The sequence below is a fragment of the Vibrio hepatarius genome (assembly GCF_018860525.1).
Lineage (GTDB): Bacteria > Pseudomonadota > Gammaproteobacteria > Enterobacterales > Vibrionaceae > Vibrio > Vibrio hepatarius_B.
Genome location: NZ_JAHKPM010000045.1, coordinates 81,511 through 101,474 on the forward strand (window position 1 = coordinate 81,511; position 19,964 = coordinate 101,474).

General features: G+C 40.5%; 15 protein-coding genes and 1 pseudogene. 11 read left to right on the forward strand and 5 right to left on the reverse strand.

Annotated elements, in window-relative coordinates; translation table 11 throughout:
• Positions 1 to 80: 80 nt before the first annotated feature.
• The 5 genes from hutC (at position 81) to hutH (ending at position 6,480) form a co-directional block, all read left to right on the forward strand.
• Complete coding sequence (hutC, locus tag KO511_RS13640; protein ID WP_215987965.1) at positions 81 to 791, forward strand: histidine utilization repressor; 711 nt, start codon at positions 81 to 83, stop codon at positions 789 to 791.
• 108 nt (positions 792 to 899) lie between these two features.
• Positions 900 to 2,138: an imidazolonepropionase gene (hutI, locus tag KO511_RS13645; RefSeq protein ID WP_215987966.1), complete on the forward strand. Its 1,239-nt coding sequence runs from the start codon at positions 900 to 902 to the stop codon at positions 2,136 to 2,138.
• Positions 2,131 to 3,129, forward strand: a complete 999-nt coding sequence (gene hutG / locus KO511_RS13650) for a formimidoylglutamase (protein WP_215987967.1) — start codon at positions 2,131 to 2,133, stop codon at positions 3,127 to 3,129. Before hutI ends, hutG begins: the two co-directional genes overlap by 8 nt.
• 93 nt (positions 3,130 to 3,222) lie before the next feature.
• Complete coding sequence (gene hutU / locus KO511_RS13655) at positions 3,223 to 4,920, forward strand: urocanate hydratase (protein ID WP_215987968.1); 1,698 nt, start codon at positions 3,223 to 3,225, stop codon at positions 4,918 to 4,920.
• Positions 4,921 to 4,947: 27 nt separating this feature from the next.
• Positions 4,948 to 6,480, forward strand: a complete 1,533-nt coding sequence (gene hutH / locus KO511_RS13660; RefSeq protein ID WP_215987969.1) for a histidine ammonia-lyase — start codon at positions 4,948 to 4,950, stop codon at positions 6,478 to 6,480.
• 57 nt (positions 6,481 to 6,537) lie between these two features.
• Here the strand turns inward: hutH and KO511_RS13665 are convergent, their stop codons facing one another.
• Together KO511_RS13665 and KO511_RS13670 are read right to left on the reverse strand one after the other, a co-directional pair.
• Positions 6,538 to 7,359, reverse strand: coding sequence for an ADP-ribosyltransferase (locus tag KO511_RS13665; protein ID WP_215987970.1), 822 nt, complete (start codon positions 7,357 to 7,359; stop codon positions 6,538 to 6,540).
• Between the two features lie 43 nt (positions 7,360 to 7,402).
• On the reverse strand, positions 7,403 to 10,048 hold the full coding sequence (locus KO511_RS13670; protein ID WP_215987971.1) for a hypothetical protein: 2,646 nt from the start codon (positions 10,046 to 10,048) through the stop codon (positions 7,403 to 7,405).
• An 826-nt stretch (positions 10,049 to 10,874) separates the two neighbouring features.
• Here KO511_RS13670 and KO511_RS13675 point away from each other — a divergent pair.
• Entirely contained in the window at positions 10,875 to 11,600 is a 726-nt protein-coding gene (locus KO511_RS13675; protein ID WP_215987972.1) for a DUF3581 domain-containing protein, read from the forward strand.
• A gap of 47 nt (positions 11,601 to 11,647) precedes the next feature.
• On the opposite strand, the gene KO511_RS13680 is transcribed toward KO511_RS13675, so the two are convergent.
• Positions 11,648 to 12,109 (reverse strand): methyltransferase family protein, encoded by a 462-nt coding sequence (locus tag KO511_RS13680; RefSeq protein WP_215987973.1) that lies wholly within the window; start codon positions 12,107 to 12,109, stop codon positions 11,648 to 11,650.
• Positions 12,110 to 12,176: 67 nt separating this feature from the next.
• Positions 12,177 to 15,203, reverse strand: a complete 3,027-nt coding sequence (gene ydiJ / locus KO511_RS13685) for a D-2-hydroxyglutarate dehydrogenase YdiJ (protein ID WP_215987974.1) — start codon at positions 15,201 to 15,203, stop codon at positions 12,177 to 12,179.
• 203 nt (positions 15,204 to 15,406) lie between these two features.
• Between ydiJ and KO511_RS13690 the strand changes: the two genes are divergently transcribed.
• From KO511_RS13690 to KO511_RS13710, 5 genes and pseudogenes are all read left to right on the forward strand, one after another.
• Complete coding sequence (locus tag KO511_RS13690) at positions 15,407 to 16,093, forward strand: DUF3334 family protein (RefSeq protein ID WP_215987975.1); 687 nt, start codon at positions 15,407 to 15,409, stop codon at positions 16,091 to 16,093.
• Positions 16,094 to 16,260: 167 nt separating this feature from the next.
• Positions 16,261 to 16,956 (forward strand): DUF2786 domain-containing protein, encoded by a 696-nt coding sequence (locus KO511_RS13695; protein ID WP_215987976.1) that lies wholly within the window; start codon positions 16,261 to 16,263, stop codon positions 16,954 to 16,956.
• Positions 16,957 to 17,171: 215 nt separating this feature from the next.
• Positions 17,172 to 17,420, forward strand: a pseudogene (locus tag KO511_RS13700) (OmpA family protein); the annotation flags it as partial.
• 98 nt (positions 17,421 to 17,518) lie between these two features.
• Entirely contained in the window at positions 17,519 to 18,565 is a 1,047-nt protein-coding gene (locus tag KO511_RS13705; RefSeq protein WP_215987977.1) for a J domain-containing protein, read from the forward strand.
• A 160-nt stretch (positions 18,566 to 18,725) separates the two neighbouring features.
• On the forward strand, positions 18,726 to 18,905 hold the full coding sequence (locus KO511_RS13710; RefSeq protein WP_215987978.1) for a hypothetical protein: 180 nt from the start codon (positions 18,726 to 18,728) through the stop codon (positions 18,903 to 18,905).
• 91 nt (positions 18,906 to 18,996) lie between these two features.
• On the opposite strand, the gene KO511_RS13715 is transcribed toward KO511_RS13710, so the two are convergent.
• The gene (locus KO511_RS13715; protein ID WP_215987979.1) at positions 18,997 to 19,920 is read right to left on the reverse strand and encodes a membrane dipeptidase; all 924 of its coding nucleotides are present in this window, start codon (positions 19,918 to 19,920) and stop codon (positions 18,997 to 18,999) included.
• Between the last annotated feature and the right edge of the window lie 44 nt (positions 19,921 to 19,964).

Here is a 19,964-nt window from a genome sequence, read left to right on the forward strand (position 1 = left end):
ATCATTAAATACTCAGAGTTGCAATTTTTCCCAAAATCAATCAATATTTGTATAGTCAAATGATAATCAGATAAATCACGATGAATCAAGCACCTTTATACCTTCAAATAAAGCAGTATATTGCCAATATGATCGAGTCCTCACAGTGGCCTGTTGGGCACCGTATCCCAACAGAACTTGAACTTACCAAACAATTTAAAGTCAGCCGTATGACTGTTAACAAAGCAATTCGTGATCTAGTGTCAGAAGGAAAACTTCAAAGAAGGCCCAGACTTGGCACCTTCGTATGTATCGCTGATGATAAAGCAGAATCTCCCCTAATCGATATCCAAAACATCGCTGAAGAAGTCAAGCTTCGTGGAAAAAATTATTCAAGTAAAGTGATTAAGCAAATAGCTTTACAGGCCGATGACTCGATTGCTACTAAACTGGGAGTAATGCTAAATAGTAGAATTTTTTATAGCGAGATCACTCACTTAGAAGACAACTCTCCCATTCAGTATGAGCGTAGATGGATCAATAGCCTTTATGCTCCGAATTATCTTAGCCAAGATTTTACTCAGATGACACCTAATCAATATCTATCGGATAACTGTCCGCTAAGTGCAATAGAACACACGGTCGAAGCCATTGCTGCATGCGATCATGTCCGAGCTGCATTAAAATTAGGATTGAATGAGCCTTGCCTATTACTCAATCGCAGAACATGGAGTGATGACAAGCTAGTCAGTTCAGCACTTTTATATCATCCTGGAACACGTTACAAACTAAGCTCTAAACTACTCATCTAGTTGTTAACATTCTTCTTGACGATCACATTTTTTCAACAATTATCTTGATCAAATTCTAGACTTGAATGATTATTTGTATATACATTTTAATTAATGGATGAAGATAAGATGCATGGTAGTACCATCTCCCCCCCTCATACAAAGAATCAAGAGTTGCTATTAGCCAATGCCCGATTAGTTACCATGATATCAGGTGATCAAGGATACTCAGTTTCTCCTCCAACCCATTTATACATTAAATCGGGAAAAATAGAGGCGCTACCTTCTCAAATTCCTACACATATCAAAACCTATGATTGCCAAAACAAACTTGTTACTCCTGGTTTTATAGATTGTCACACTCACCTTGTTTACGCTGGCAATCGAGCCAACGAATTTGAGATGCGCCTAAATGGTGTGCCTTATTCAGATATTGCAAAACAAGGAGGCGGCATTCTTTCCACAGTTAGAGCGACGAGACTAGCATCAAAAAATCAATTAATTGACCTTGCACTCCCTCGCCTTGATGGCTTGATTCGGTCCGGTGTCACCACAGTTGAAGTAAAGTCTGGTTATGGTTTAACGGTAAAAGATGAAGTTAAAATGTTAAGAGTAGCAAAAGCTTTGCAAGATCATCGCAAAGTTAATGTTGTAACAACTTTGCTCGCTGCGCATGCCGTTCCGCCTGAATATCAAGGTAAGCCTAATGACTATATTCAGCTTATATGTCAAGAGATTATCCCATTGGTAGCTGAAGAAAATCTCGCTTCTTGTGTCGACGTTTTCTGTGAATCGATTGGCTTTAGCCTAGAGCAAACTGAAAAAGTATTTAGTACCGCAAAGCAGTATGGCCTGAATGTTAAAGGTCATACAGAGCAGCTATCAAACTTAGGTGGAACCAAGCTCACCGCGCAATATGGGGGCTTATCGGCTGATCATATCGAGTACCTTGATCAACAAGGGGTCAAAGCTCTAGCACAGTCTGGAACGGTCGCAACTCTATTGCCTGGCGCTTTCTATTTTCTTCGAGAAACCCAACTCCCTCCAATCGAACTGTTACGCCAGCATAACATTCCAATGGCAATCGCAACTGATATGAACCCAGGCACTTCACCTTTCTCAGATTTGACTATGATGATGAATATGGGGTGTACACTTTTTGGCTTAACACCTGAAGAAACATTACGTGGAGTGACCTCTAATGCAGCAAAAGCTCTAGGGTTTGGCTGTACGAAAGGGCAACTCAAAGCTGGATTTGATGCTGATATTGCGATTTGGGATGTCGAACATCCAGCAGATTTTAGCTATCAGCAAGGAATAAAACGGCTGTCAGCTCGAGTGGTAAATGGAGAAGTTGATCATGTCTAAACTACCGACAACGAACCAAGAGTTCCATTGGCAAGGTCGCCATGACCAAGAAGATGGCGCTTTGGGAAGGCGCGTTCACCACATAATTAAACAATTGCAAGTCAAAGACCTAGAACCATATCATAATGCGGTGAGTATATTAGGTTTTGCTTGTGATGCCGGAGTTGCTCGGAATAAGGGTAGAATTGGAGCACGAAAAGCTCCGGATTTAATTCGACGCGCACTAGCAAATATGGCTTGGCACAAAGAAAGTACAGTGATTGATCTTGGTAACATAATCTGTGAAGACGATCTACTCGAACAGTACCAGTCAGAATGCGCTGATGTCATTGCAGCAGCACTTCACTCTACACCTGTAATCACTTTGGGCGGAGGTCATGAGGTCGCATGGGCTTCATTTTTGGGGCTCGCACGCCATTTTGAATATCTCAATCCAGTTAAAGCACCTAAAATTGGTATTATAAACTTCGATGCCCACTTCGATCTGCGAGCATTTGAAAGCAACAATACAGAAGTCAAACCTAGTTCAGGAACTCCATTTAATCAGATTCATGACTACTGCATAAAGCATGAGTGGCCATTCCACTATGCGTGCTTGGGTGTTAGTCGAGCTAGTAATACCCAAGCACTTTTTGAACGTGCTAAAGAGCTCAACGTTTGGTTTGTGGAAGATAAAGATCTCGCACATTTAAACCACATATATCACCTTACTCAACTTCAGCATTTTATCGATAACTGTGATTATATCTACCTTACTATCGACCTTGACGTATTCCCAGCGTCTACTGCACCTGGTGTGAGTGCACCTGCAGCAAGAGGAGTGAGTATGGATACGATGGCATTGTTCCTAGACAGGGTCTTACACTATAAAGAAAAATTGGTTATCGCCGATATTGCTGAATACAACCCAACTTACGATATCGATAGCCAAACCGCACGCCTTGCAGCAAGGCTTTGTTGGGATATAGCTAACGCCTTTTCTGAAAAATAACCAATAACGATTTTGCGGCCCTTTCACACAAAAGCCATGCTTCTGTGTCGGCTGTTTTCAAACCAAATAACCTGAAATACAAGGAGTTTACTAATGTCGGAACGTCACGTTGAAGATATCCGTCTCGATACAAGCCGTACTATACGTGCCCCTCATGGAACTAAACTGAGAGCGAAATCATGGTTAACTGAAGCGCCACTTCGTATGCTGATGAATAACCTAGATCCTGACGTTGCCGAGCATCCACACTCACTGGTTGTATATGGTGGTATAGGTCGCGCTGCACGTAACTGGGAATGTTTTGACAAAATCGTTGAGGTGCTTGAGAGGCTTGAAGAAGACCAAACATTATTGATTCAATCCGGTAAACCAGTGGGGGTTTTCCCAACGCATAGCAATGCTCCCAGAGTTCTTATCGCTAACTCCAACATTGTTCCTCATTGGGCTAACTGGGAACATTTCAACGAATTAGATAGACAAGGTTTAATGATGTACGGCCAAATGACAGCAGGAAGCTGGATCTATATTGGTTCACAAGGTATTGTCCAAGGTACCTATGAGACCTTTGTCTCTGTTGCCAAAAAGCATTTCGGCGGAAACGCTAAAGGGCGTTGGGTAATCACTGGTGGCCTTGGTGGGATGGGAGGAGCGCAGCCTCTTGCCGCCACCATGGCAGGATTTTCAATAATAGCTGTTGAATGCGATGAATCACGTATCGACTATCGTTTACGTACTGGTTATGTTGATAAAAAAGCCACTAGCCTTGATGAAGCACTCGCCATTATTTATGAATCAGAATGTCCAATTTCAGTGGGATTATATGCTAATTCAGCTGATGTATTCCCTGAACTTGTTGAACGGAACATCACCCCTGACGTAGTTACTGATCAGACCTCGGCTCATGATCCACTTAATGGGTATCTACCTATTGGCTGGTCCATGAATCACGCTTCAGAAATGCGCCAAAAAGATCAAGCGGCTGTAGTAAAAGCTGCTAAAGAGTCCATGGCGATTCAAGTAAGAGCCATGCTTGAACTGCAAGAAAGGGGGGCGGCAACGCTTGACTATGGCAATAATATTCGCCAAATGGCACTTGAAGAAGGTGTCGATAATGCTTTTGATTTCCCAGGTTTTGTCCCTGCTTATATAAGACCCCTATTTTGTGAAGGTATTGGACCTTTCCGCTGGGCTGCGTTATCCGGAGACCCTGAGGATATATATAAAACCGATCAAAAAGTAAAAGAGCTGATCCCCGATAATCCACATCTACATAATTGGCTAGATATGGCGCGTGAACGTATTCAATTTCAAGGTTTGCCAGCACGAATTTGTTGGGTTGGTCTGAAGGATAGAGAACGCTTGGGTCAAGCATTCAATCAAATGGTTAAAAATGGAGAACTTAAAGCGCCGATCGTCATTGGTAGAGACCATCTAGACTCAGGTTCCGTTGCCAGCCCCAACCGAGAAACTGAAGGCATGATGGATGGTTCAGATGCTGTATCAGACTGGCCTTTACTCAATGCTCTACTTAATACAGCGGGAGGTGCAACCTGGGTTTCACTCCATCATGGTGGAGGCGTTGGTATGGGATTTTCACAGCATTCAGGAATGGTAATTTGTTGCGATGGCAGTGATGATGCTTCGCAGCGTATCGCACGCGTTCTACACAATGACCCAGCTACAGGAGTCATGCGTCATGCTGATGCTGGTTATGATATAGCTAAGCAATGCGCCGCAAATCAAAAGTTAGACCTGCCTATGCTCAATGAAGAATTGAGCAAACTTAAATAATCAAGGTTGAAGCAAGGAAGTATAAAAATGTTTAATTTAACGCTAAAACCAGGCTGTATTAGCTTAAAACAACTACGTCATATAACTCGTTCGTCGTTCAAACTATCTCTCGACCCAGAAGCGATACCTGCTATTGACGAAAGTACCAAAATTGTTGAACAGGTCATTGCAGAAAACAGAACTGTTTATGGTATTAACACTGGTTTTGGCCTACTCGCCAACACTCGTATTGAACCCCAAGATTTAGAAACACTGCAAAAAAGTATCGTTCTCTCCCATGCTGCTGGTATTGGTGAATATATGACGGATGAAACCGTATGCTTAATGATGGTACTTAAAATCAATAGTCTTGCTCGTGGATACTCAGGAATCAGACTTTCTGTCATACAAGCGTTGATAGACTTGGTCAATTCTGAGGTCTATCCCTGTGTGCCTAAAAAAGGTTCCGTTGGGGCATCTGGCGATCTTGCTCCCCTAGCACATATGAGCACTGTATTGCTTGGCGAAGGTCAAGCACGCCACAATGGCAAAATCATTTCAGGGCTTGAAGCACTCAACATTGCAGGGCTTGAGCCCATCACATTAGCCCCTAAAGAAGGTTTAGCATTACTCAATGGCACTCAAGCCTCAACCGCTTTTGCTTTGCAGGGACTCTTTGCCGCTGAAGACTTATTTGCATCAGCAATTACATGCGGTGCCATGTCTGTAGAAGCGGCGCTAGGAAGTCGTCGTCCCTTTGACCCCCGAATTCATAGAGTCCGTGGACATCGTGGACAAATGGATACCGCTTTCGCCTACCGTGAACTTTTGGACGCGAAAAGCGATATTGGTGATTCACACACCAGCTGTGAAAAAGTACAAGACCCTTATTCACTTCGCTGCCAGCCACAAGTCATGGGAGCCTGCCTGCAACAAATCCGCAACTCTGCTGATATTCTAGAAGTTGAATCAAATGCTGTTTCTGACAACCCTCTAGTTTTTGCTGACGATGGGGATATTATTTCAGGAGGAAATTTCCATGCAGAGCCTGTTGCTATGGCTGCCGATAATCTTGCCCTTGCCATTGCAGAAATAGGCAGTTTATCGGAAAGGCGCATGGCCTTACTCATCGATAGTGCGCTGAGTAAACTGCCTCCTTTCCTAGTTGATAACGGGGGAGTCAACTCTGGTTTTATGATCGCTCAGGTAACCTCAGCGGCTTTAGCAAGCGAAAATAAAACCTTAGCTCACCCAGCATCGGTGGATAGCTTACCAACCTCAGCGAATCAAGAAGACCACGTATCAATGGCAACCTTTGCTGCTAGGCGGTTAACTGACATGGCTGAAAATACGCGCGGCATTTTAGCAGTAGAGTATCTTGCCGCTGCACAAGGCCTTGATTTCAGAGCTCCAAATAAATCATCAACAAAAGTCGAACAAGCAAAACACATACTGCGTGAAAAAGTTCCTTTCTATGATAAGGACCGCTATTTTGCACCGGATATTGAGCAAGCGAATAATCTTCTTTTACTTGCTGTTCATAATCATCTCTTGCCTGAAAAGCTCTTACCAAGCGTGTGACAAACGATTTTAGAGCCATTGTTGTCGGCTGAGCAAACGCTCAGCCTATATTGTTGATCACAGACAGCGTAATGCTGAACGAGAACGGACCATGACCTCCTCGCCACTATAGTTGTCATAAACATGAATATCTGGCTCAGCACTCACGTATTTTGCTGGATTTTTTACTTCCCTTATTTTGATGTAATTTTTATTGGTAGACACCCGTTCTATTGCCTCAACACGAAAATAGGTGTTCGGTTTAGCTAAAATTTCAGCTTCATAGTCTTTAAATGTATAACCATTTATCGCCCGACCAGATGATTTTAGTTCAATCTTAAATTGAGCAATAGAGCGGTCTTGAGTAACGCCTGTCGAAGCGAAATTACGAGCAACACTTGGAATAGTGGATGTGGATAAAAATGCTTTTTCATAGAGAATATCTCCAACATTTAGTTTCTCCAGCAAGCCGTTTCTAATTGACGATCCGCGATACACGGTTCCTTTGTAATTTGGCAGTTTGTTCAGTGCACTGCGTATATTAGACACACTTGCTTTGATCGAGTCATCAAACATTGGCCCAAGATATCTCTCAGGTTCACCCGCTCTCATGTACTCATTGATCACATCGTAATCAACTCGACCGTAACGCTCAATAGCTTTGTACTCCCTAGGCAACATTTTTTTTTCCGCTCTCGCATTATGAGCAGTAGACCATTGCATTAGATCTCGAGCTTGCTGTTCTTCCTCTATACTAGTTAGGCGGCGGTCTTTAAACTCGGCAAAATCTTCTGCATTAACATAACTTTGTACAGAAAAACATAGTAAAGAAGTTATTAAGATAGTTTTAATGTTTACCCACTGCCAATTATTATATTGACGAGATAGTGTGCTGGACATATTGAAATCCTTTATTGCATTCATATCGATATTCATCCTTTATTTAACGCCAATATTCAGGGTTATTAGGGCTAAGATCACAGCCAATATTGAGTTCATTTTGCTTCATTACCGCAAATCTAATCGTGCTAAACAGCTTAAATTGCTGACGAGTAAGACTATCAAACCACTCCGAAACAGGTGCTAGCCAATATAGACTTTCATTTGCAGACACTGACATTAATGCATCTTTAAGCTGCGAATAAACAATCGCACAATTCTGGCCGGGCATATTGGTATATATTGAGTTGACTTGCGTTAACTGCTGAATATCACCTGCTATAACTGAGTTTGAACCAAATAAAGCATCAATAGAAAAATGCAAACGAGTATCGTAGCTCATCTCGGCATAATTGTTAGTAGAGTAATAATAGCTGGGCTCCTCTTCATTAATATTCTGGTACTGGTCTAATATCATGTAACGTAAAAGATGTGCAGGTAAGGGCTCAGAAAAAATGCCCGTTGCACCTGGTTCTCCAGAAGCATAGTGTCCAGTTGAAGTATTTTGGGCGTGGACAATGGATATATAGCGATGAAAGTCACCAATCTGCTGATTAAGCCAACCTTCATTTTGCTGCTCAGCTGTATTCACTGCTTCAGCAATATGTGTTTTAACAATACCTTTAGCCAAAGCTAGTGTTGCAGCCAAGTCTGTTACGTCAAGATTTGAATCTTTAAGTGCAGAAGAAATAAACGGCGCAAATTTATCTAAATCAAAGCTACCAGGGTAAATATAGCTATAAAAACCTTTGATATGATTGGCTTGCCATTCGCTTTCCAAAGCTTGTGGGATAAGACTCTCTAGCTTCTTCCTTCGTTTAGAGTGTACGTAATAGCCTGAATTTTTAGTTCTTGCATACCAATTGGCAATATGGTGTAGAGAGGAATTACGAGAAAGATGCTCTTTATTCAGATACTCAGTTGACCATCCAGCGCAGCCATTACCTCCTCCACATTCAGAATCTATTGCTTGTGAAGAGTCAAACAACCAACGCATGACAATAGATTTATCTTGTTCAGCTTTAAGAATAATTCTTTGTTTCTCGGAGAAATTTAAGATCTGTTTTTCAAGCCAATGCTCTTCTTGATGAGCGTTCCAGCCAGAATCAATTAAGTTTTCCAAAGATTGCTCAAACACTTGCTTAATAACTTCTGGATTAGGCATCACCATTTGTGAAATCACAGCATCTTTTGAAGAATCATACTTTTCAATTTCAGCTGGTATCCAAGTATATTGAGTGCACCCTCTAAAATTAGGGTCTCCGCCTAAGATACCTATCTTGGTACATTTTCGATAACCTTCCTGTACCACAAAGTATTTTTGGCGAAGTTCAGTCGCCGTTGCTTGTCGACCAAAGATACTTCGAGACATTTCGTCGATGGCTAAATAGTCAGCTTGGTTTGTAAAATAATGGTGGGCCGATTCTACCGCACCTGATTCAAATAATTGTTCAATAACTGAATGACCTTCAGAGCGCATTTCAGCAATAAGTTTTGTTTTGATTTGTTCCAGCTGCAGAGCAGCCGTTTCAACAATAGTAATTTTTGCGTTGAGAGTCTGTTGATACAGTCGGTGCATCGATTGGCCATCTAGCCCTTCAACTGCCCCACTTCTCACCCTATTAAGTAAAGAGAGTGCAGAGTCTAGCTGGCCTTGTTGGCAGTGCTGTAAATTAGCAAGTGCACGGCTGGCTTGCTGCTTAGAGGGTATAAGTGGTGGACGATTATTATTGATTTCTTGCTCGGGATATAGTGCAAGCAATGCATCGACCTCAGCCTGACAAGATGAAGAAAAATCAGATGAAAAGACACGTTTTCCTGACTCTTCAAGTGATAGTTTGTTATAGATTGCCTTGTATTTTTCTTCCTCAATTGCACTGACTAATGCCTCAGTTAATCTTGTTTGAGCTAACACCGCCTCTTGGTAATACTGCTGATATTTTAGCGCAAGATCTGCAGCAAAACCTCTTGCTAAATCCTCTAGCATAGCTTGTTGACCTTTTGATAAGTCTGCCCAGTGTTGTTTGTCTTTCTTATCTTGCTGCGTCACAATGTCATTGTGGACTGTAAAACTATAATGTTCTCCCGCAGCTACTTTATTCCAGCGTGAAACCAATATTTGGCGATCAATTTCTCTTTCTGGTAACCTCAATACACCAAACCAGTCAACAAGACTCATTACTGTCGCAAAACGGTCATAGCCAGTGTTTGTCTCATTTTTGAAAGACTGAGCTACCTCATTAGCCCACAAACCAACCATTACAGCATCACCAACAGGGCCTAATACTTCTATCGCACCTTTTGCAGCCCCCATGGCCGAACGTCCTATTGTCTTTAACATGCTTGCAGCCTCTTCGGCTTCAAGAGTCACAACGCTAGTAGGACCAACATCAAGTAAGGACGATGTCTCAGGGAAGATTTCTTCTGTTTCAATTAAAGAAGGTTTGGTTTCGGACTGATGAATAGGGTTTGAACCAAATAAGTTATTTGGGGTTAGGTCTTCACTAAAAGTTTGATAATTAGATTTGCGTATTTGATGCAAACCTTCACCTTCAAGCACTCGATATTCGTCTCCTATAGTGCAAACCTGCAGCGCATTTGCATAGGGAGACGTCATGGCACAAATCAGTGCCAGCTGTCGAAACTTCATATTAGATTCCTATTTAGATTGAAATTAATCTCTTCGCTAGAGCGATCAAATCAATCAGATTTCAACCTGATCTAATCCAATGCTCTTTACAATTCCCAACCAAAAAACAAATATGTGTAAAGCTGAAAAGGAGAATCGATGAGACATTCCTAGATATATAAAACATCTAGAAAAATCAAAGCTATGTGATTCCTGTTCAAATAAAATGTTATTTTGATTAAAAGTCAGTAATTTAAATAGTATCTATGCATTACCCACTCCTAATAAAACAAATATTAAGAATTTAGAAAATATTGTTTCTGACTCAAACTTCAACCTATCACGACTATAATTTCATAACATTATCTATTAAAAATCTAAACCATTAATTTAAAATAAGATATTTTGAAATAAATTATATTTATCTTACTAATTATTTTTATGGTAATAAAAACCAGTCAATTACCTGGATAAAAATTCAAGATTCATATCAAGACCAGAACCAATTTATACATTGGTAAACATAGGAAAATGTAAGTAAGTGTTGATATATAATTATCGATTAATTTACGAACTTTCTATTTTCATACTATTAAATCAGTTGGCTTATAACATATTAAACTAACCAATATAAATCTTCTTGCAATACAATTTGCCACTATTCCATCAAATACTGTGAAATAAATCACATAATCATACGGTTTAGTATGAATTGGCAAGTTCTAAGTGAGTTATTCTCTTCATTCGGCAAACTAAGACCTAACTAATGCAACTTGTCACTGGATGGACCATTGAAAAGAAAACCTCATATATAATTCAACTCAGTTTTGGCTAATTAGCGTAAGTTATGTTTTTAAAACCCTATTTTTCTAGCAATGACAAGAAGTTCGAGTTTACCCGTCAACAGGCAAGTTACTTTGCCAAACTAGTCGCAGGTGACTTCAACCCTATCCATGATGAAGATAACAAGCGCTTCTGTATTCCAGGGGATCTTCTGTTCGCCGTTCTGCTGAAAAAGGAAGGTGTCAGCCAGAGAATGCGTTTTGATTTTTCAGGTATGGTTGGTGATGGTATTGCATTACACATTGAGAATAAATGTGATAAACAAGCGAGTGTTGTCGATTGTAATGGCAAAGAATATCTGCAAATGACACGTGAGGGTGAAATAAACAACGATCCAGCTTTTATTGAACACATTGTCACTAGCTACGTTAAATTTTCAGGTATGAACTTCCCTCATATCATGGTTCCTCTAATGCTAGAACAGCAAATGATGATTAACTGCCAGCGTCCATTGGTTATCTACGAAAGTATGGAAGTTGAATTCACAAGATTGGATATATCTAACCCCGAAGTTGAATTTAACGGTGCAAGCTTCTACGTTGAAGGGAAACGCGGTTTAGTCACTCTCAACTTTGATTTCAAGCAGGGGAGTGACGTTGTCGGAAATGGTATCAAACGGATGGTAGCTAGTGGTCTCAGACAATATCACCAAGATGATATTGATGATTTGGTCACTCGCTTCAACGAGCGAAAAAAATCTTTTTTAGCGCAGATGAACAAAGCAGCTTAAAACAATAATTTCAGCCACTCAGCCCTACTATGGTATGTAGGGCTATTTTATAGCCAGCGTCTAACACGTTGCTTATAATCAAGATAAGTCGCCCCAAATAACCCCTCTAATGCATTCTCTTCCGGCTCAATCTGAAAGCGATTAATATACAAAACAAAACTAAATGCTGGCAGCATACAAAGTAAGTTTTGCTGCCAATACGCAAAACCAAATAGCAAAATAAACATACTCAGATACATGGGGTTTCTGGTATGTGCAAATATTCCACTATCGACAACCATTGATGCCTTCTCAACATTAACCGGGTGAATCGTTGTATTTGCTTTTCTAAACTCATACACACCAGCGAATCCAATTAACAATGACAATATTAGGCTTATGCATAAGACAATAGGAGCCAGTGGAACATATAAAGACAAACTACCAAATTCATCACCTATAAACTTGATTGTCAGCCCCAAAATTATGAAAACGAGAGGCGGAGGAAGCTTTCTTTCAAGATTCTTCATAGCCTAATACCAACCAAACTGACATAATTAAAAAATAGCTCAGTACCTGTTGCTGGGCCAAGATTATTCAAACAATTTTTAGAAGCGCCTGTAGCGGATGCCTCATTTTTATATCGTCGAATCGCTTAACTTGGCTTCGGCATGAATAACCTGTGACCAGACATCTATCTTTCGGTAACTGTCCTATCTGCTGTTTCCAGCTCAAACTATAAATATCCTGCGAAGTTTTAAGTTTATCAACTTCATGACCAAACGTACCTGCCATGCCACAACATCCAACCGCAACCGTATTAATATTTGCACCGAAATGGGCGAAAATCTTGCCCCATTCTTTTTCAGCATTCGGCATTTTTGTTTTTTCCGTGCAATGAGCAAACAAATACCATTCTTCATTTGAAGTGGAAGCGACAGGATTGAATTCACCTAAACGCGGTTCAAGCCATTCATGGACATTAAGTACATTAAAATCTCCTCGTTTATCACCCAAGACTTCCTTATATTCGTCTCGATAACAAAGTACTAATGCTGGATCAACCCCTACCATAGAAACATTCATATCGGCAATTTGCTGCAAAAATCTTGCGGTAGTTTCAGCGCTATTGGCAAAGTGTTTCAAAAAACCTTTCACATGCTGTGCTTTTCCATTAGGTTTAAATGGCAACAAAATGGGGATTTTACCTAATTTTATTAATAATTTAGCAAAATCTTCGACAACTTCAGCATCATAATAGCTAGTAAAGGGGTCTTGGACGATAACAACATGGTTAGCTTTATCACCATCTGACAAATGCATTAGTTCATCCAGATTAAATGGCTTAAAACTCCTCACGCGTGTGCATAGAGTTGGCACTGACATCAACGGGAGGTCGGCATAACCGATAACTGAAGCAGTCAGCTTCTGCACCCAAGTTTGATTCAAAATACCATTAATAAGCTTTGGTGCTTTAGCCATGATAGGCAGCAGAGATTCGATATTGGCAACAAGATAATCTTTTGCAGGGCGTTGATAACGGGAATAATAGATATTCAAAAATCTTGAGCGAAAGCTTGGAACATCAACTTTAATGGGGCATTGGCTAGCGCACGCCTTGCATGCCAAACAGCCATTCATTGCCTCCAACACTTCGTGAGAAAAGTCATACTCTGTATGCTTTTTCAATGAATTTCGAACTCTACCAATCATTGCTTTGATAGACACATTACCAGTGAGTACTTTATTTTCTAAATCAAGAATATCAACGCCTTGTTCGGTAAGTTGCCGTAACCATTCTCTCACTAGCCCTGCTCGCCCTTTTGGAGAGTGGCGACGATCAGCTGTGACTTTCATTGATGGACACATTGGAGAAGCCGTATCGTAGTTAAAGCAAAGGCCGTTACCATTACACTCCATCGCTTGCTTGAAGCTATCTCGAACTTTGACATCTATCTGACGGTCATAAAAACCGCGCTTAGTACCTGAGACTTTTACCAAGTCTGATTGGCTATTTAACGGTGTACATATTTTTCCCGGATTCATCTTATTGAGAGGGTCAAAAGCAGCTTTAATTCTCCTAAGCTCAGTAAAAAGTTCATCACCAAAGAACTCAGGAGCATATTCAGAACGAAACCCTTTTCCATGCTCTCCCCACATCAAACCACCGTATTTAGATACCAGTTTAACCACTTGGTCAGAGATCTCATGCATTAAGGATTCTTGCTTGGGGTCACATAAGTCGAGTGCAGGACGAACATGTAAGACACCTGCATCAACATGACCAAACATTCCATAGGAAAGCGACTTAGAATCGAGCAGTTGACGGAACTCAACGATGAAGTCGGCCAAATTTTCTGGAGGTACACAAGTGTCTTCAGCAAAGGCGACTGGTTTTGCTCGACCTTTTGCAGCACCAAGCAGACCTACTGCTTTTTTACGCATATTGTAAATACGGCCTATGCTGGCTAAATCACGACATACTTGATACCCAATCACACCAGCTTCATCTGTTTCTATCATAACATCAAGCTTTTGAATCAGCGCATTTAACTGCTGATCAATTTCCTCAACATCGTGACCTGCGAACTCCACCATGTTAATGCCTTGCATCACTTTGCCTGGCACATCAGTCAACAAATCACTCACCGTATGCCAAACAATATCTTGCTTAGCTAAATTCAATACCTTAGAGTCGATAGTTTCTACTGATAGTGCACTCGCTTTAACCATAAAAGGGGCATTACGCAAAGCCGAATCAAAGCTATTATATTTAACGTTAACTAAAATCCTTGCTTTAGGAATTGGAGTAAGATTTAACTTAGCTTCTGTAATAAAGGCCAAAGATCCTTCTGCCCCACAAAGCACACGAGTAATATCAAACTGATCACTTTCCTCGTTAATCGCATTGTTTAGGTCATAGCCAGTTAAAAATCGATTTAGAGGCGGAAATTTCGCTTTGATTTGCTGACGTTTCTCACGACAAACGCGCTCTGTAACTTGTAGCGCTTGACACGCATAATTATTGTTCGGTTTTTGAGAAATACCAGACTCAAGTAATGAACCATCAGCAAGCACAGCCTGTACAGACAAAACATGATCCGAAGTTTTTCCATACTTTAATGACCCTTGTCCAGAAGCATCAGTATTGATCATTCCTCCAATTGTTGCCCGATTACTAGTTGAAAGGTCTGGCGAGAAGAAATAACCGTAGGGCTTGATGACATCATTTAGCTGGTCTTTTACCACACCACTTTGAACCCTAACCCAACCTTCCTCTGGATTAATTTCAAGCACTTTGTTCATATGACGAGATAAGTCAACCACAATACCGCAAGTGAGAGATTGACCATTTGTACCAGTACCTCCACCCCGTGGCGAAAAGGTAATTCTTTCATACCTGCCCTGACTACTTATCTTACCGATCAAAATAACATCTTGAGTAGATTTTGGGTGAACGACGGACTGAGGGAGTTGTTGGTAAACACTATTATCGGTAGCAACAGCAAGCCGACTAGAGTATTGGCTTTCTATGTCTCCCTCAAAGCCCGAGTTTTTCAGTGCTTCGAGAAAACTGAGTACAGCTGGATCGACATCAGATTGTAAGTGTAATCTTGGTAACATTTGCTTCCTGCCCCCTACCTCACTGTTCCTAACAGTAACGGGTCCTAATAAAAGGATAAAATTTTATGATTTCCGTCACTTTACAACATTTGAAAGGGTGAATAAAACAGAAATACGATTTGAAAATGGCACTTATCTAATTTCTTATCCACACTTAGTCATTATGTATTAGTTAGAACTTATCTTTTACAAGAGAGCACTCAATGAAAAAGAATCAGATCATCACTACAGAAGATATTCTATTAAAACTCTGTCAATCCGTATCAAGCATACTCAGCGAAGCAACAGGCTCAGAAATCCATTATTCTGCAATGGTACAAAAAATTACTAAAACAGGCCTTAAACCCGACTTTGGCTGCTTTGTCCTATTTGACGGCGGCTTCTCTGGGTTAGTTGTGATCAATTTCGCATCAAAAGCAGCATTAGAGCTTTATACGAATTATATGCGTCATATGGGCATGCCAGAAGAAGAATTAGCCACATTACATACCTCAGATGAGGTAGCGGATGTATTAGGTGAGCTCATGAACCAGATAGTGGGAGGCTTTACCAACCAAATTCGTAAAGATCTGCAAACTCATATCACTCAAAACCAACCGAAAATGCTTACTTTAAATAAACAAGTCATTTTATCAGTCGACACCAACCTTGACCGACCTCAAGCTCGTCGAGTAACGTTTTCTACTGAGACTGGCAATATTTTCTATTTAGAGCTTGCCATGGATAAAACGGAATTTATCCAGCTTGAAGAGTTTGAGACTCATGAAGAAGAAAGCGCTGACTCCATTTTGGAACAAGCATTAATGGATATGGATGTAAAAGAAGAGAAAAAAAGCAAAGGAAGCTCAAATACACAATCTTCTGATCTGATGGATGATCTGGGTATTTAGGCGAAATATGTACATTCTTTTTCGTGCCGCATGGTCATAATGCGGCTTTTTGTACTCATTTAATAAATGCAGTTCCCCTCAGTTTTTTGCTTCAAGAGTTCCGTTTTAATGTCAGAAGAGTTAAAATATCCGACTTCTTTAGAAAGTAGTGGGATTTTCTGTTGTCGATGGGTAAACAAAAAGCCTTAAAAAAGATTGCTAAATGTCTTGAGCTTGGTAACTCTGCCAATGTCAATGAAGCCGCCAATGCGATAAAAATGGCACATAGTCTAATGCTCAAATATGGCTTAGACAAAGACGATATTGAATTCATTAAGATGGGTAAAACTCAATCGACACATCTCTTACCTTCTAGCATCAATTCAACCCTGCTTCGAATTATTCGTGGCATCAACACCAAATTTGGTGTTGAAGCAGTTCTAACCAACCATAAAGGGCTAAAGAGAGCTGAATTTATTGGTGAAGCAGATCGCGCAATATTTGCCGCATTTGCGTTTGATATCGTGTATCGCGAACTCAATGAACAAACAGGAAAATTTCGTAACAGCTTTGCCGGAACTGGTACTTCAAACACAGAAGTCACTCGCCGAGTTAATTCATTCGTTTCAGGTTGGGTGGAAGGCGCGCTTGAAAAGCTACCGATGATCAATCCAGATGAAGACTCCTGCAAGAAGATTGATGATTATATAGATAAAGAATTCAAAAACATCGATCGTGAAACCTTCAAGAAACAATTGCAAGAAGCTATGAAAAACCTAACTGAGGACTATGAAGTTGGTTTAAAAAAAGGCCGCTCTGTATCCGTCAGCCGACCTATTGATGGTACCCAGTCACCAAAAATGCTACGCAAAAACTCACAGTAGCAATTCGTGACATGTTTACATATCATCCAACCCTGTCTGATATCAGTAAATGTTTAGTAAATTAACACTTATATAATTGACACAAATATCATCTGTAGCATTAATTGGGGTTTGTATCATAGCTCTCGCATTGGTACCCCCAACAATGAACGCATACGGAGATACATTTGTGACAAAATTAGCTTTAGCAATGATGATAACGGCTGCACTTTCAGGTTGAGTTCCCTGATACAAGCCTTGTTATTGAAGGACATACCGATAGCACAGGCAGTAATACGACGAACCAAGTACTATCTGAGCGAAGAGCGGAGTCTGTGCGTTCTTATCTTATTTCTAAAGGTGTTGTATCTGGCCGTTCGATCGCTCGTGGCAACGGTGAGCGCTCTCCCATTTGCACGAACACTACCATTGAAGGCCGTGCCTGTAATCGCCGTGTAGAAATTAAAATACTCCCTCTTAAATAGACCACATTGACTTGGCTTATTATAGTATTTTTCTCATTACCAGATAAATACATTACACTATAGGTCAGGTCAGTCAGGTTACTTCAAAAAGGAATACATTGAAATTTGTTAGCTTTTCACTGTTATTGTTCTGCTTTCTTAGTATGGCAGAGTCCATAGACGCTTTAACAGCAAAAGCGCAAAATAATGACGTTCAGGCACAGGTCCAACTTGCTGAACAATTTCTGACAACTTCTTCACCAACTTCACGTGTCGATGCTCTGTATTGGCTAGAACAAGCAGCAAATAACGGTAGTTCACAAGCTGCTGCTCGCTTAGCGACCCTTTACCTTGAAGAAGGAGCTTCAAAACGTGATATACAAGAAGCTATCTACTGGTTAACTCGTTTGGCACTCGAAGGCAGTACTGATGCTCAAATCAATTTGGGCAAAGTTTATGAAAGTTTACCCCAATTCCCAAAGACACTAGATTTGGCAGAGGTATGGTATCGAACCGCATCTGCTGGAAATCCGCAAGCAGAAGAAGCCTATTCAAGTGTGCTAGAAAAAAAATTTAATGCCCAAAGAGCCAAGCAAATCTCATCAATAGAACAATTGGAAATTCAATTTGACGATCTCAGCCTTAAACTTGATCCTATTGCCAAAAAAGTACTAGGTTCGTCAGTCAATAATGATAGTCTTATCTATGTCTTGTTGGGGTTTTCCACTCTGCTGATCATGGTCATTGTTTGGTATCATTTAAAAATGCGCAATTTGTCCCTTCAATCTGGAACATCAGAAACTGATTTCGGGTTAGAAAAAAGCCAACTGAAATCAAAAATAAATGATAAAAATCAACAACTAAAACAGCAAAAAAAACAACTAGAAACGCTTTACCGACAGTTTAAAAAAATTCAATCATCACAGCACCACAGTACAACTAAACCTACTGCAGTTCCTGCAAAAGACCAAAAGCTCTCCCTTGCTTGTGCTTTGTTTGGCTTCCAGATCAATGCTATACCAGATGAGAAGAACATAAAAATTCGATATAAACAGTTATGCAAGATTTATCACCCTGATCTAAAAGGCAGCGATGATGAAATGAAACGCCTTAATGGCGCACTCAGAATTATCCTTCATCATGTCAGCGTTCAGCTACAAAGATAACTCTCTTACAATAACCAATGCCTTCTGCCCTTTTTCTGAACACTCACTTACGTAATCGATTCCACTCGCATTTCAAATAACAAATAGTTAACTTTTATTTATTGGGCATGTAATAATTCGCGCCGAAAATAACACCGAAGAATAGCTCTAGGAGAGAAATATGTTTACTATTGAAGGTGTTTGTGATTGGTGCAAAAAACTAAGCCTAGTTGCGAAACATGAGTATATTGATGGGTTATGCCATCACTCATGTGCGGAGTGTAATGACATAGCAAAATTGGATGTTCGCCAATTTAATGCAGCCGAGCGCCAGCAGCAGGAAAGAAAAACTCAGTCTTAGATTATCAACATTTTTTATAAAAAGATTTAGTCGCGTACATACCAAACATCAATATGTACGCTAGCTATTTATTTCCTACTTAGCTGATAGGTCAGTGGTAAACTTTGTGACCCCCTGGTTCTAAGACGCTAACGGATATTGGCTCAATATAAGACTCACTGGCATTTGCTTCTGCTCGCTCCCACATCTGTATGTAGGCTTCTGCTGAGTTCATAATCGCTTCATAAACCCGCTCAGAACCTTGTTCACGCATGTCTTGAATATGATCGGCTAACATACCAAAGTGCGCCATCCCTTCCTGATTAAAATCAAACACCCGATTTCCTGATACTTGCTTGTCAAACACTAAACCAAACTCAGACACAAAAGGATACTTGAGAGGATTGCTAGACGAATCAAACCTCGGACCCGGCTGTGTCCCCAAACCATTCATATCCGTACCGACTCCGACTCCTGCAAGGTAAGGCGTTTTTTCCAATTCATCGAGATACCTAGACACTTTGCCTTGCATTTGATATGCATCTCCATTGTAAGGTCCAACAAAACCGCCCGCATGAATCAATCGCTTGGTATTGCTATGTAGCCCACCAAGTCTTGATGTGTTCATCCAACTATGAGATGAAATTACGCCGCTGTATTGCCTCTGCTCAACGATATCCATCACAGTCGTTGCCGTATCTGGACTCATGTGGTCCATCTCAATCAGCATCTTTCTATCAATCATACGATTCACAAGATATTCTCCAAGCGGACTTAAGCCATGCTGATTACAATGCAAAATATCTTCATCATATTGAGGGTTTAATTCAGCAGCATCGAGGATAGTCTTAATAAATGGAAGCTGACCGATCAAAGGAAAACCAGGGTAAAAATGTTTGTCTGTCCCAGTTTGCACATCACACTCTTTGGTTTCAAAAAAGTACCCTGTCGAGAGCAGTTGGCCAATATTAATAAATTCATGCTCAACTCGAGAACCTGCAATTTGGTTATCAAATTTATGAGTAGGAAAAACCACTCTCACTCCAAACTCATAAAGCTCATGGCTCTTCTCCGCTTAGA

What these genes read in the sequence shown, in the direction of transcription:
- KO511_RS13665 (WP_215987970.1), bottom strand. Translation starts at nt 7,359, where the DNA reads ATGTCCAGCACACTATCTCGTCAATATAATAATTGGCAGTGGGTAAAC.
- hutG (WP_215987967.1), top strand. Translation starts at nt 2,131, where the DNA reads ATGTCTAAACTACCGACAACGAACCAAGAGTTCCATTGGCAAGGTCGC.
- hutC (WP_215987965.1), top strand. Translation starts at nt 81, where the DNA reads ATGAATCAAGCACCTTTATACCTTCAAATAAAGCAGTATATTGCCAAT.
- KO511_RS13710 (WP_215987978.1), top strand. Translation starts at nt 18,726, where the DNA reads ATGTTTACTATTGAAGGTGTTTGTGATTGGTGCAAAAAACTAAGCCTA.
- ydiJ (WP_215987974.1), bottom strand. Translation starts at nt 15,203, where the DNA reads ATGTTACCAAGATTACACTTACAATCTGATGTCGATCCAGCTGTACTC.
- KO511_RS13690 (WP_215987975.1), top strand. Translation starts at nt 15,407, where the DNA reads ATGAAAAAGAATCAGATCATCACTACAGAAGATATTCTATTAAAACTC.
- hutI (WP_215987966.1), top strand. Translation starts at nt 900, where the DNA reads ATGCATGGTAGTACCATCTCCCCCCCTCATACAAAGAATCAAGAGTTG.
- KO511_RS13670 (WP_215987971.1), bottom strand. Translation starts at nt 10,048, where the DNA reads ATGAAGTTTCGACAGCTGGCACTGATTTGTGCCATGACGTCTCCCTAT.
- KO511_RS13695 (WP_215987976.1), top strand. Translation starts at nt 16,261, where the DNA reads ATGGGTAAACAAAAAGCCTTAAAAAAGATTGCTAAATGTCTTGAGCTT.
- KO511_RS13675 (WP_215987972.1), top strand. Translation starts at nt 10,875, where the DNA reads ATGTTTTTAAAACCCTATTTTTCTAGCAATGACAAGAAGTTCGAGTTT.
- KO511_RS13680 (WP_215987973.1), bottom strand. Translation starts at nt 12,109, where the DNA reads ATGAAGAATCTTGAAAGAAAGCTTCCTCCGCCTCTCGTTTTCATAATT.
- hutH (WP_215987969.1), top strand. Translation starts at nt 4,948, where the DNA reads ATGTTTAATTTAACGCTAAAACCAGGCTGTATTAGCTTAAAACAACTA.
- hutU (WP_215987968.1), top strand. Translation starts at nt 3,223, where the DNA reads ATGTCGGAACGTCACGTTGAAGATATCCGTCTCGATACAAGCCGTACT.